The following is a 12,906-nucleotide window of genomic DNA, read 5'->3' on the forward strand; positions in this document are numbered from 1 at the left end:
CGCCCTCCACCTCAATCGTCGTCGCGATCGTGCTTCTGAGCCTTCGCATGGGCCTCGCCGCGGTCGGCATGCTTGCGGCCGTCGCGATCCTCGCCCGCGTGCTTGCCGCCGTCCGGCATCGCCTTGTCGGATGCCTTGGTCTGCGTCTGTGTCGGCGTGGAGAGATAGCCGTTGTCCTGAACCTGGGCGTAGACGGCAGCTGCCGCCCCGACCAGAACCGCCGCCGCCACACCCTGGATCAACATCTTCTTCAACATTTCGTCCTCCTTGGACATCGACGGCCGCTAAGCTAGCGAAGACACCCTGAACCAAGGCTGACCCAGCCGTTCATCCTGGGTTCAGGTTCGACCGAATAGGGTGTGGGCATGAGAGTCTGGATGGCGTGTCTGATGGCGGGGCTTGTCGCCTGCGGCTCGGCGCTCGCCAGCGACGAGAGCGATCACGACCGCGCTCGCCGGGCGGTGGAGGAAGGCCGTATGCTGCCGCTGCGCGATATCGTGGCGCGCGCCCAGGCCGCCTATCCCGGCCAGGTAGTCGAGGCCGAACTCGAGGATGAGGGCCAGGTGCCCATATACGAGATCAAGATCGTGACCGATGCCGGACGCGTGCTGAAGCTTCGCTACGACGCGCGCACCGGCGCCTTGCTCACGACGAGCGGACGGAACGGCCACCGATGAGAGTGCTGGTCGTCGAGGATGAGCCCGTTCTGGCGCTGCGCCTGCAGAAGGCGCTGGAAGCGGCCAGCTTCGCCGTCGATGTCGCCTATGACGGCGAGGATGGCTGGCATCTCGGGGACACGGAGCCCTACGACGCCATCGTTCTGGATCTCGGCCTGCCCAAGATCGACGGTGTGACGATCCTGCGGCGATGGCGCGAGGCCGGACGGACGATGCCGGTGCTGATCCTGACGGCACGCGGCCGATGGTCTGAGAAGATGGCCGGCTTCGACGCCGGTGCCGACGACTACATGATCAAGCCGTTCGAGCTCGACGAAGTCGTGTATCGCGTGCGTGCGCTGATCCGTCGGACGTCCGGTCACGCCCAGCCCGAGTTGACCTGTGGTCCGGTGCGGCTCGACACCAACACTGGCCGCGTCAGCGTACAGGGTAACCCGGTACAGCTGACCGCTCAGGAATACCGCATCCTCTCCTACCTTATGCACCACGCCGAGCGCGTCGTAAGCCGCACCGAGCTCATGGAGCATGTCTACGATCGCCATTTCGATGGCGACTCCAACGTGCTCGAAGTCCTGCTCGGACGCATCCGGAAGAAGATCGGCGCCGACCTTATCCGCACCGTGCGAGGACAGGGATATATGCTGACCGGCCACGGCGCCACGTGACCAAGCCTGCCACGACCCGTGCGCCGGCGTCGCTTTCGCGCCGCCTGATCCTGGCCGCGCTGGTCTGGCTGGTGCTGCTGCTGGCGGCCGGCGGCGGCGTTCTTGCTTACGCCTTCCGGGCCTCGGTCGAGCGCGAATTCAGCTATCGTCTGGACGCGATCCTCAAGACCATGATCGCCTCGGCGGAGGTGGCGCCCGACGGAACGGTTACGATGGTCCGGCCGATGGGCGACGCGCGTTTCGATCGGATCTTTTCCGGCTGGTACTGGCAGATCACCGGTCCGGACGGCCGCCAGTTGCGTTCCCGCTCGCTGTGGGACAGTGCGATCGCCACCACTGCCGGCGGAAGCGACATGGAAAGTCGGCGCGTCGACGGCCCCAATGGCGAGCCCCTGCTCGTGGTGGAGCGCGACCTGCGCTATCCGGGAATAGCGAATCCCGTCCATTTCCTCGTCGCCGCCGACCTGCGCGAGGTGAGCAGCGGCGTCCAGCGCTTCGACCTCCTGCTCGTCGCGGCGCTCGGACTGCTCGGTCTCGGCATGGCAGTCGCCATCGTCATCCAGGTGCGATACGGCCTGCGGCCGCTACGGGCGATGGCAGCCGATCTCGACTCTGTCCGAAGTGGCGATGCAACGCGGCTCGCCGGCAGATATCCGCCCGAAGTGGCCCCTCTCGTCGAGGCCATGAACGGCGTGCTCGACAAGGATGCCGAACTCATCGAACGGGCGCGCGCCCATGTCGGCAATCTCGCCCATGCGCTCAAGACGTCGCTTGCCGTGCTCAGTGCCGAGCTGCAAGGAGCGGCCAAGAAAGACGCCATGTCCGAGCAGGTGCAGATCATGCGCCGCCTGATCGAGCATCACCTCGGCCGCGCCTCGGCCATGGCCGGCAGCGGCCGGACCCTCGGCGTGAAGAGCCTCGTCCAGCCCATCGCCGCGAGCGCGGCTGCGGCGCTGCGCAAGATCTATATCGAACGCGGCCTCGTCATCGAGGTCGACGTTGCGCCGGAACTCTCCTTCCGCGGCCCGCGCGAGGATCTCGAGGAGATCATCGGCAACCTGATGGAAAATGCCTGCAAGTGGGCCAAGAGCCAGGTCAGGATATCCGGGCACCAGGATGATCGAAAAGGGCTGCACATCGCGGTGGAAGACGACGGCCCCGGCATGCCCGCCGATCGCTCGGCGGAGGCAATGCGACGCGGGCAACGACTCGACGAGATGGCTCCCGGCTGGGGGCTGGGTCTCGCCATCGTGTCGGATCTGGTCGACGTCAATGGCGGCCAGATCGTCTTCGGTCGATCGACTCTCGGCGGATTGGCCGTCACCCTTACGCTGCCGGCCCGATGATCCGGCGCTCAGTGCGACAGGAATACGGCCGTCGGCGGTTTCGACAGGATGCTGTTGGTGGCGCCGCCCAGCACGAACTCGCGTAGCCGCGAGTGGCCATAGGCCCCCATCACGAGCAGGTCGGCGGCATAGCCTTTGACCTGATCGTCGAGCACCTTGCCGATGCTCCGGCCGTCGGCCTCCACTTCCTCCGCGACCGCCTTGACGCCATGCAACGCCAGATGATCGACCAGCTCCGCCGGGGACTGGGACGAGGGCAGCCGTTTCTCGCCCACCACCGTCAGCAGGCGCACGCGGGTGGCCGTTTTCAGGATCGGCAGGGCGTCGGCGATGGCGCGCGAGGCCGCGCGGCTCTTGTCCCAGGCGACGAGGACCGCATCGAGTGCCTTCGGCATGGTGCCCTGCCCGTCGCGCGGCAGCACGATGACAGGATGCCCTGACTCGAAGATGATCGACTCCGCGTACCAGCGCGCATCGAACTGCGCGACATGGGCGATCTCGGGGGTTGGCAGGATCGACAGGTCGTAGAGCCTGGCCCGCTCGACCAGGAGATCCGGTACCACTGCCGGCGTGCAGGCCTCGAACATCTGCCGGCCCAGGACGTTTCTCAGGCGGGCCGCCTGTTCGAATGCCGCAAGCAGCTTGTGCGCGTCGTCGGCGCTCTTGCGACTCTCCTCGCCGACCATGGCCGAGACGTCGAGCAGCGCATTACCGAGGATGCTGCGCGGCACCTTCGGCTTGATCGCGCAGGCGACGGCCGATAGCCGCGACGCAAACGTCGCCGCAAGCGCTACGGCTTGCTCGACTGCCGCCGCCGGGGTCACCGCCGGATAGGGCCGAAGGACGACAAGGACATCTCGGAACGACATGGGGCCTCCGATCGGCAATGGGCGCAAGCGGGCGCGGCCGGGCAACCAAGCCTTGCCATTGGCTTGGCGACGTTGATGCAGATCAATCCCCGATGAACTTATAGCGGAGATTGTATCATGCCGTGACGCAGCACGATAAACAGGAAGCCATTGGCGGCGCCGACCGCTGTCTCTTTTCTTGCGGGGTGCCCCTTGCATCAAGGCCTCGATCCGGAAGAAGCCCGACAGCGTCTCAGGCGCGAAGGCCCGAACGAACTGCCGTCCGCCGGACGGCGCACGCCCTTGCACATTGCGGCCGAGGTCCTGCGCGAGCCGATGTTCGCCCTGCTGCTGGGCGCGGCGGTCATCTACCTGATTCTGGGTGATGTCCTCGAAGGCATCATCCTGCTCCTCTTCGCCTCGCTCTCGGTGACGATCTCCGTCGTGCAGGAGACTCGCAGCGAGCGCGTCCTCGAAACGTTGCGCGCGATGACGAGCCCGCGCGCGCTCGTGATCCGCGGCGGACAACGAGTCCGCATTCCGGGGCGGGACGTGGTCCGTGGCGATCTCGTGATCGTGGCCGAGGGCGATCGAGTGCCAGCCGATGCTCTCCTGCTCACCGCCAATGATCTCCTCGTCGACGAGTCCCTCCTGACCGGCGAGTCGGTCCCGGTCCGCAAACGGGCATTGCAATCCGGCGAACAGGCGCCGGCCATCCCGGGCGGAGACGATCAACCCACCGTCTTTTCCGGTTCGCTGGTGGTGCGCGGAGTCGCCACGGCCGAGGTCTTTGCGACCGGCGCCCATACTGAAATCGGCCGCATCGGAAAAGCGCTGGCAACCATCGATCCGGCGACGCCCGGCCTCAAGGCCCAGACCACGCAGCTCGTCCAGGCCTTTGCGCTGCTGGGCTTCACGGCAACGTTCGTGACCGTGATCGTCTACGGCCTGTTGCGCGGGTCCTGGCTGGAAGCCTGCCTGGCCGGCATTGCCCTCGGCATGTCCATGCTGCCCGAGGAATTTCCTCTGGTCCTGACGGTGTTCATGACCATGGGCGCCTGGCGCATCTCCCGGGCCCGCGTCCTGACGCGGCGATCCGCGGCGATCGAGACATTGGGTTCGGCGACGGTGCTGTGCACCGACAAGACAGGGACACTGACCGAGAACCGCATGTCGGTGGTGGCGCTAGCCACTCCTGATCTGGTCATGGACTGGAAAGGGACAGGCCTGCCGCCGACCGCGGAATTGCAACGCCTTCTGCGGTATGGCGCACTGGCCAGCTCGCCGGAAGGCTTCGATCCCATGGATCGCGCGATTCGCTCGGCAGACGCGACGTCACCCGACAATGCGGAGCTGGTCCGCAGTTACGGCCTCACGACGGGCCTGCTGGCCGTGACGCAGGTCTGGCGTCATTCCGGGCGGGAGTTTGTAACCGTGGCCGCCAAGGGCGCACCGGAAGCCATCGCCGGCCTGTGCCGGCTCGACCAATCGGCGGCCGCCGAAATACGGAGCACGGTCGAGTCCCTTGCCGCCAAGGGCATCCGCGTCCTCGCCGTCGCCGGGGCGGAGTGGGACAATGCGGCAGCGTTACCGGAGCGTCCGCAGGATTTCCCCTTCTCATGGATCGGGCTGATCGGCCTCGCCGACCCGCTTCGCGAATCGGTGCCCGAAGCGATGGCGCAATGCCGGACCGCCGGCATTCGCGTGATCATGATCACCGGCGACTATCCGGTCACCGCCCAGGCGATCGGCAGGATGGCCGGCCTCAACGACGCTGTGGTTGCCACGGGATCGGAGATCGCAGGCCTGACCGACGAGGAGCTGGCACAGCGGGTGAAGCACGTCGATATCTTCGCCCGCATCCTGCCGGAGCAGAAGCTGCGCATCGTCAAGGCCCTGCAATCCCGCGGCGAGGTGGTGGCAATGACCGGCGACGGCGTCAACGACGCTCCCAGCCTCAAGGCGGCGGATATCGGCATCGCCATGGGCGGGCGCGGCACCGACGTGGCGCGCGAAGCCTCCTCGATCGTGCTGCTGGATGACGATTTCGGCTCGATCGTGCGCACCATCCGGCTGGGCCGCCGCATCTACGACAATCTGCGCAAGGCGATGGCGTACATCGTGGCCGTGCATCTGCCGATCGCAGGCTTGGCCATGCTGCCGCTGTTCACCGGCCTGCCACTGGTCCTGCATCCGTTGCACATCGCCTTCATCGAGATGATCATCGATCCGGCCTGCTCGATCGTCTTCGAGGCGGAAGCCGCCGAACCCGATCTGATGCGACGGCCGCCCCGGTCTCCCACGGCCCGCCTGTTTTCGACCGCAATGATCAGTTGGAGCGTGATCCAGGGGTTGCTGGCGTTCGCAACGGTGGCCGGCGTCTACCTGCTGGCGGCGCGACGCGGATTGCCGGCCGAGGACATTCGCGCCCTGTCCTTCTTCGCGCTGATCCTTGCCAATATCGGGCTGATCCTGATCAACCGCTCGCGCCGCGGCCTGTCGGTCGATTTCTTGACCGGCCGCAGTCCCGTCCTGGCCGGCATCGTGACCTTCACCTTGGCCTTGCTGGCCCTGTCGGTGAGTTGGCAACCGGCCCGCGCGTTGTTCGGCTTCGGGCCCCTGCACGGCGACGATATCGGAATGATCGTCGCCGCGATCCTGGCCTTTCTACTGGTTCTCTTGCCTCTCAAGCTCCTGGCCCGTCGGCTGGGAGCTGTCTGAGGCGAGCCCAGCCTAGTGAGCCGCTGCCCCCGGCAACGGCTCTGCGTCCTCCACGTGCTTGGAGTGATCCGCTGCGAACAACACGTACACTGCCGGCACCACGAACAGGGTGAACAGCGTGCCGAGCGACAGGCCGGTCGCGATCACGAGGCCCATGCTGAAGCGCGATAGAGCGCCGGCGCCGCTGGCGGCGATGAGCGGGGCGACGCCCAGCACCATCGCGGCTGTCGTCATCAGGATCGGGCGCAACCGGATGCCCGCCGCGGCGATGATCGCCTCGCGCTTGGTCTTGCCCGAAGCCTGCTGCTCGTTGGCGACTTCCACGATCAGGATGCCGTGCTTGCTGATCAAGCCCATCAGCGTCACCAGGCCGACCTGGGTGTAGATGTTGATGCTGGCCCCCAGGATGCCGAAGGTGCTCAGCGTCGACAGGAACAGCAGCGCACCGGCGATCGACATCGGCACCGAGAACAGGATGATCAGCGGATCACGGAAGCTCTCGAACAATGCCGCCAGCGACAGGAAGATGATGATCAGCGCGAAGCCGAAGGTGGTTACGAACCCGCCGGACTCCTGGATGTACTGCCGCGACACGCCGCCGTAGTCGACATTGTAGCCTGGCGGCAGGGTGCGCTTGGCCAGATCCTGCAGGTAAGCCAACGCATCGGCCTGCGACACGCCGGGGAAGGCAACGCCCTGGATGGTGGCGCTGTTGAGCTGCTGGAAGTGGTTCAGCGACTCAGGGATCGTCTTGGTCACGATCTTCGCCACGGTCGATACCGGAACCGGCGTGCCGTTGGACGCGGTGATGTAGTAGTTCAGCACCTGGTCCGCGTTGAGGCGGTCGCGCTGCTGGACCTGCGGCATGACCTTGTAGGACCTGCCGTCGAGGCTGAAATAGTTGACGTAGCCGCCGCCCAGCATCCAGGAGAGTGCGGCGCCGACATCGCTCAGCTTCAGCCCGAGCTGGGCCGTCTTGTCGCGATCGATCTCGACCGTCAACAGCGGCTGGTCGATCTTGAGGTCGGTATTCAGGAAGATGAACATGCCGCTCGACAGCGCTTCCTGCAGGAACTTCTGGGCGACCTCGTTCAGCGGCCCGAAATCGCCGGTGGTGCTGATCACGAACTGCACCGGCAGACCCGTGCTGCCCGGCAAGGGCGATTGCTGGAAGGCGACGATCTGCGCCCCGGCAACCTTGCTCAGCTCGCCCTGGACGACGGGCTGGAGCTGGTTCGAGGTGAGGGTGCGCTCATCCCACGGTTTCAGCACCATGCCGGCGATCGACTGGCCGGGCACGTCGAGCTGGAACACGTGGTCCGTCTCGGGATGCTTCTTGAAGATCTCGTAGACCTGGCGCGCGTACACCAGGCGCTGATCGATCGTCGCCGTCGGCGAAGCGGTCGAGAGCGCCAGAATGATGCCCTGATCCTCCTGCGGCGCAAGCTCGCTCTTGGTCGTCGAGTAGAGAAAGTAGATGCTGCCCAGCACGATCAGCGAGAACACCATGGTCACGGGCAGATAGTTGAGGCTGCCACTGAGCCAGCGGGAATATCCCCTGTGCAACCGCTCGAAATTCCGGTCGATGAAGGAAATGAACCAGGCCTCCCAACGCGCCGTTCCCTCGCCGTGCGGCTTGAGGAGCCGCGAGCACATCATGGGCGACAGGGTCAGCGCGACGATCGCCGAGATCGTCACCGCGCCGACCAGCGTGAAGGCGAACTCGGTGAACAGCGCGCCCGTCAGTCCCTTCTGGAAGCCGATCGGCACATAGACCGCGATCAGCACCACCGTCATGGCGATGATCGGCCCGCCAAGTTCGCGCGCGGCAAGAATCGCCGCCTGCATCGGCTTTGTGCCTTCCTCGAGATGGCGATTGACGTTCTCGACGACGATGATCGCGTCGTCGACGACCAGTCCGATCGCGAGCACCAGCGCCAGCAACGTGAGCAGATTGATGGAGAAGCCAAAGGCCAGCATCATCGTGAAGGTGCCGACCAGCGACAGCGGGATCGCCACCGTCGGGATCAGGACGGATCGCAGCGAGCCGAGGAACAGGAACACCACGACCGTCACGATCAGCAGCGCCTCGATAAGGGTGCGGATGACCTCGTCGATGGCGCTGTTCACGAACGCGGTGGAGTCATAGACGATCTTGCCTTCGAGGCCCTGCGGCAGCTGGGCGACGATATCCGGGAAGACTGCCCGCACACCCTTCACGACATCGAGCAGGTTGGCCGCCGGCGCGACCTGGATGCCGATATAGACGGCCTGCTGGTTATCGAAGGCGACCTGGCTCTCGTAATCGTCCGAACCCAGCGTCACCTTGGCGACATCGCTGAGCCGCACGACCGCGCCGCCGATTTGCTTGAGAACGAGGTTCTTGAACTCGTCCAGCGTATGCAGGGCTGTCGAGGCTGTGAGCGTCACCTGCACCATCTGGCCCTTGGTATTGCCGAGGCCGGAGATGTAGTCGTTGTTGGCGAGCGCCGTCTGCACGTCGTTGGCGGTAAGTCCGTAGGCCGCCAGCTTTTCGGGATCGAGCCAGGCGCGCAGCGCAAAGTTCTTCGAGCCGAGCAGCTCCGCCGTCTGCACGCCTTCGACCGCCTGCAGCTTGGGCTGGACCACGCGCACGAGATAGTCGGTGATCTGGTTGGGGGCGAGCACGGTACTCGAGAAGCCGAGATACATCGCGTCGATGGTCTGGCCGACCTTGACCGTGAGCACCGGCTGCTGCGTCCCCGCCGGCAGCTTGTTCAGCACCGACTGGACCTTGGTGTTGATCTCCACCAGCGCCTTGTTCGAGTCGTAGTTGAGGCGGAGATAGACCGTGATCGTGCTGGTGCTGCTGATGCTGGTCGACGTCATGTAGTCGATGCCGTTGGCCTGCGCGATCGCCTGCTCGAGCGGCGTCGTGATGAAGCCCGCAATCACCTCCGGATCGGCGCCGTAGTAGGTCGTGGTGATGGTGACGATGGCATTCTCGGTCCGCGGATACTGCAGGACCTGCAACGTCGTGACCGCGCGCAGACCCAGCACCAGGATGAGAAGGCTCACCACCATCGCCAGCACCGGGCGACGGATGAAGATATCCGTGAATTTCATGGGTCTTACCCCTTACTCGTCGACCGGCTTGGGATTGGGATCGTTTCTCGGCTCGACCGTATTGTTGACGGCGATCGGAATGCCGTTGCGCAGCTTCATCTGGCCGGAGGTGACGATCGTCTGTCCCTCCTCCACGCCCTTCAGGACCGACACCTGGTCGCCGCGGGTCGCGCCCAGCGTCACGAACGTCTGGTGCACGGAGAGCTGGGGCGCGCCGTCGCCGCTCTTCTTCTCATCCACCACGTAAACGATGTTGCCGTACGGGTTGTACATGATGGCCGTCTGCGGCAGCGTGATCAGCTTCTGCGGCTGACCGATCTTCGTATCCACGGTTACATACATGCCCGGCACCAGCAGTCGGTCCGCATTCTCGATCTCGGCGCGCACCTGCACGTTCCGGGTGGCCGTCTCGACCCTCGGATTGATGGCGGTGACCTTGCCGATGAAGGTCTTGCCGGGGTAGGTGTCGGTCCTGGCCGACACTTCCTGGCCAACCTTGATCTGCGCCAGCGCCTGCTGCGGCACCATGAAGTCGGCATAGATCGGCGTCAGCGCCTGCAAGGTCACGATCGCCGTGCCCGCCGCAAGGTACTGGCCCAGATCGACCTGACGCAGGCCGAGATGGCCGGCGAACGGCGCCTTCAGGGTCTTCTTATCGACGATGGCCTTCTGCTGCTCGGCCAGGGCCTTGTTGTTCTTGAGGTTGGCGGCGTCGGTATCGACCGTGGCCTGGCTCACCGCCTGCGCCTTGAACTGCTTGAGATCACGATCGTAGGTGATCTGCGAGAGTTCGGCGACGGCCTCCAGCGACTTCAGCTTGGCGACATCGTCCTCGTCGCGCAGACGCAGCAGAAGCTGCCCGGCCTCGACGTCCTGGCCGGAGTCGAACTTGATCTCCTCCACCACGCCGGCGACTTCGAGCGACAGGTCGGCGCCGCGCACGGCACGAAGACTGCCGACGGCCTGGAGCTGCGACTGCCAGTCCGAGAATTCGGCCTTGATGGTGGATACCGTCTGCGGCTGGCTGCCCATGGCAGCCATGGCTTCCTTGATCTTGCCGTTGACGAAGGACTTGAAGCCGAAGATTCCGAACAGCACGGCGCCGACCAGAACCAACATGATGAGCATTCGCTTGATCATAGCGTCTGTCCTTTAATGACCTGCGCGAGGCAGTTTGATTTCCTGGACCGGCGGGATGTTGAGGATGCCTCCCGGCTGGCCCTTCGACTTCGGATCGACGTCCTGGCGATTCCACCAGCCGCCACCCAGCGCCTGGAACAGGGCCGAGGTGTCGCTGTAGCGCGTCGCCTGCGCCTGAACGCGGTTGAGCAGCGCCGTCTGGTAGCTCTGCTGCGCATTGAGCAACTGCAGATAGGTGGTGGCGCCGAGCTGGTATTGCTGGCGTGACAGTTCCAGGCTCTGCGCCGCGACCTGTTCCGCCGCAACCGTGGCGGCAAGCGTATCGGCATCGGACTGCAGCGCGCGGAGGGCGTTCGCCACATCCTGGAAGGCCGACAGCACGGTGCTGCGATACTGGGCCGCCGCCTTATCGAACCCGGCGATCGCCGCCAGCTTGGTATGCTCGAGCTTGCCGCCGTCGAGCAGCGTCTGCGCGATGCTGAAGCCGAGCGTCCAGATACCGGTGGTCGGCGTGAACATGTTGGCAAAGCCGCCCGACGTCTGGCCGAGCTGACCAGTCAGGGTGATCTGCGGAAGCTGGTTGGCGATGGCCACACCGATATTGGCGCTGGCCTGATGGAGCTGTGCCTCGAACGACCGCACGTCGGGGCGCTGCTCAACCAGTTGCGACGGCAGGCTGAGAGGGAGCTGCTCGGGCAGCTTCAGCGAGGCGAGTTCCAGACCTTGACCGGCATTATCGGTCGGCGGCAGGCCGAGCAGCCTCATCAAGGCGTTGCGCTGCTGGGCAAGCTGCTTCTGCAGCGGCGGTAGCGTCGCCTGCGTCTGCGTCAGCGTGGCCTGCTGCTGCAGGACGTCCGTCCGCGCCGCGCCACCCAGGTTGAATTGAGTCTGCACCAGGTTGAGGGCGTCGGTCTCGAGCTTGATGATGGCTTCGGTGGCAGCGATCTGCGCCCGAAGCGAGGCCATGTTGATCGCTGTCACCACGACGTTCGACGTCAGCGTGAGATAAGTCGCTTCAAGCTGCCAACGCTGATACTCAGCTGCCGCGGCGGAAGCTTCGACCTGCCGGCGCGTCCCACCCCAGAGATCGGGCACGTAGGATACATTGAGCGACGCCGAGGTGACGCCGAAAACCGCCGTCGTCCCTTGCGACCCCTGCGCAGCGCCGCTGTATCGCTGATTGTTGGCGGAGCCATTCCCGGTGAAGGTCGGAAACAGGCTTCCCTGCGTGGCGTAGAGCGTCTCGTTGGCCTGACGCAGCGAGGCCTGCGCGGCATCGACGTCCGGATTGGCCTTGAGCGCCTGGGTGATCAGCGCATTGAGCTCGTTGGAACGGAAAAGTCCCCACCACTGCCCCGGAATGTCTTCTGAGGGCTGGAAAGTCTGCGCCGCACCGCCATCGGGCACGGGCGCGGATGCCGTCTGCGGCACGAGGTTTTCCGGGGTGTAGCCCGCAACCGTCGGCTTGTCCGGACGCTTGAAGTCAGGACCGACCGTGCAGCCTGCGGTGGCCGCCAGGCTTGTCAGGGCAATCGCACCGATGCCCGCACGCCGCGCGGCGCGCGAAAGAAGACGAGAACCTTTCATTTTTCAGTGTCCGGTCGTCGGTTGAGGGGTCGATTGACCAGGTTGAGACGCTTCCATTGCGGCGCGCATGACCACTCCCGTGTGGAGGCGCAACGCCGCGCGAATCTCGTCGAGCCGTTCCTTGACGTTCAGCCCGATCACCTGGCGTATCTTCTGATGACAGAAGATGGTCGCCTGACCGAGCAGCATGAGGGCGCGGACGACGCATTCCGTTTCGTCGGTCGGCTTGCCGAGCAGTCGTGAGACCAGGGCAAGGCAGGGATCGAATACCTGACGCGTGCTCTGCTTCTGCAGGAACTCCAGCCCGCTGGTGCACTCGACCTCTGCGCGGGCATAGAAAAGGCGGCGGCTGTCATCGTGGCCGCCGCTGGTAACCAGCACCACGAAGCTTTCGAGCATTTCGCATAGCAGGTCGAGCAGCCGATCCGTCGTCGTAGTCGGATCGTCCAGTGCCGCCTTAACCTTGAGGTCCAGGGAGGCAAAGTGCGCCTCGTTGTACTGGACGATGTGTTCGATGACGGCCCGGTACAGGCCTTCCTTGCTGCCGAAGTAGTATTGGATTGCCGGCAGGTTCACGCCGGCGCGCTCGGCCAGGAGGCGCGTGCTCGCACCCTCGTACCCTTCGGTCGCGAAGACCTCGAGTGCGGTATCGAGAATGCGCCGCCGGGTATCCTCCCCGCGCGCATAAATTCCCGGCCGCTGCCGCAGCGTATTCTGGCTCATGCCACCCGCCCAAACACTTCCAAGCGGAATGTAGTGCGGCGCACAAATTTGTCAATCGAACGATATTATTTCGATCGTTTTCTGGAATTTGGCT

The 12,906-nt window shown here is 65.0% G+C and carries 10 protein-coding genes; 4 read left to right on the forward strand and 6 right to left on the reverse strand.

What is annotated here, in order from left to right:
• Positions 1-11: 11 nt before the first annotated feature.
• Positions 12-257 carry a hypothetical protein gene (locus B5D62_RS09400; protein WP_085933627.1) on the reverse strand — a complete coding sequence of 82 codons (246 nt, stop codon included), beginning with the start codon at positions 255-257 and terminating at the stop codon, positions 12-14.
• Between the two features lie 120 nt (positions 258-377).
• Here B5D62_RS09400 and B5D62_RS09405 point away from each other — a divergent pair, with 120 nt between their 5' ends.
• From B5D62_RS09405 to B5D62_RS09415, 3 genes are read left to right on the forward strand one after another with little or no spacing between them, the layout of a single operon-like run.
• Positions 378-677 carry a PepSY domain-containing protein gene (locus tag B5D62_RS09405; protein WP_218191017.1) on the forward strand — a complete coding sequence of 100 codons (300 nt, stop codon included), beginning with the start codon at positions 378-380 and terminating at the stop codon, positions 675-677.
• Positions 674-1,342, forward strand: a complete 669-nt coding sequence (locus B5D62_RS09410; protein ID WP_085933629.1) for a response regulator transcription factor — start codon at positions 674-676, stop codon at positions 1,340-1,342. The genes B5D62_RS09405 and B5D62_RS09410 overlap by 4 nt, the downstream gene beginning before the upstream one ends.
• Complete coding sequence (locus tag B5D62_RS09415) at positions 1,339-2,688, forward strand: ATP-binding protein (RefSeq protein WP_085933630.1); 1,350 nt, start codon at positions 1,339-1,341, stop codon at positions 2,686-2,688. The genes B5D62_RS09410 and B5D62_RS09415 overlap by 4 nt, the downstream gene beginning before the upstream one ends.
• Positions 2,689-2,696: 8 nt before the next feature.
• Here B5D62_RS09415 and B5D62_RS09420 read toward each other — a convergent pair whose 3' ends face one another.
• Positions 2,697-3,557 (reverse strand): universal stress protein, encoded by an 861-nt coding sequence (locus B5D62_RS09420; protein ID WP_085933631.1) that lies wholly within the window; start codon positions 3,555-3,557, stop codon positions 2,697-2,699.
• 192 nt (positions 3,558-3,749) lie between these two features.
• Here B5D62_RS09420 and B5D62_RS09425 point away from each other — a divergent pair, with 192 nt between their 5' ends.
• Positions 3,750-6,257 carry a cation-translocating P-type ATPase gene (locus B5D62_RS09425; protein ID WP_139373816.1) on the forward strand — a complete coding sequence of 836 codons (2,508 nt, stop codon included), beginning with the start codon at positions 3,750-3,752 and terminating at the stop codon, positions 6,255-6,257.
• A 12-nt stretch (positions 6,258-6,269) separates the two neighbouring features.
• Here the strand turns inward: B5D62_RS09425 and B5D62_RS09430 are convergent, their stop codons facing one another.
• Genes B5D62_RS09430 through B5D62_RS09445 form a run of 4 tightly spaced genes read right to left on the reverse strand, consistent with a single transcriptional unit; the run spans position 6,270 to position 12,812 of the window.
• Entirely contained in the window at positions 6,270-9,362 is a 3,093-nt protein-coding gene (locus B5D62_RS09430; protein WP_085933633.1) for an efflux RND transporter permease subunit, read from the reverse strand.
• Between the two features lie 12 nt (positions 9,363-9,374).
• Positions 9,375-10,502, reverse strand: a complete 1,128-nt coding sequence (locus B5D62_RS09435) for an efflux RND transporter periplasmic adaptor subunit (RefSeq protein WP_085933634.1) — start codon at positions 10,500-10,502, stop codon at positions 9,375-9,377.
• Positions 10,503-10,514: 12 nt separating this feature from the next.
• Complete coding sequence (locus B5D62_RS09440) at positions 10,515-12,089, reverse strand: efflux transporter outer membrane subunit (protein WP_085933635.1); 1,575 nt, start codon at positions 12,087-12,089, stop codon at positions 10,515-10,517.
• Between the two features lie 3 nt (positions 12,090-12,092).
• On the reverse strand, positions 12,093-12,812 hold the full coding sequence (locus B5D62_RS09445; protein WP_085933636.1) for a CerR family C-terminal domain-containing protein: 720 nt from the start codon (positions 12,810-12,812) through the stop codon (positions 12,093-12,095).
• Positions 12,813-12,906 lie beyond the last annotated feature (94 nt).

The organism is Enhydrobacter aerosaccus, assembly GCF_900167455.1.
GTDB classification, from domain to species: domain Bacteria; phylum Pseudomonadota; class Alphaproteobacteria; order Reyranellales; family Reyranellaceae; genus Reyranella; species Reyranella aerosaccus.

Coding starts and splice junctions, on each gene's coding strand:
- B5D62_RS09440 (WP_085933635.1), bottom strand. CDS start 12,089: ATGAAAGGTTCTCGTCTTCTTTCGCGCGCCGCGCGGCGTGCGGGCATC.
- B5D62_RS09445 (WP_085933636.1), bottom strand. CDS start 12,812: ATGAGCCAGAATACGCTGCGGCAGCGGCCGGGAATTTATGCGCGCGGG.
- B5D62_RS09435 (WP_085933634.1), bottom strand. CDS start 10,502: ATGATCAAGCGAATGCTCATCATGTTGGTTCTGGTCGGCGCCGTGCTG.
- B5D62_RS09420 (WP_085933631.1), bottom strand. CDS start 3,557: ATGTCGTTCCGAGATGTCCTTGTCGTCCTTCGGCCCTATCCGGCGGTG.
- B5D62_RS09405 (WP_218191017.1), top strand. CDS start 378: ATGGCGTGTCTGATGGCGGGGCTTGTCGCCTGCGGCTCGGCGCTCGCC.
- B5D62_RS09430 (WP_085933633.1), bottom strand. CDS start 9,362: ATGAAATTCACGGATATCTTCATCCGTCGCCCGGTGCTGGCGATGGTG.
- B5D62_RS09400 (WP_085933627.1), bottom strand. CDS start 257: ATGTTGAAGAAGATGTTGATCCAGGGTGTGGCGGCGGCGGTTCTGGTC.
- B5D62_RS09410 (WP_085933629.1), top strand. CDS start 674: ATGAGAGTGCTGGTCGTCGAGGATGAGCCCGTTCTGGCGCTGCGCCTG.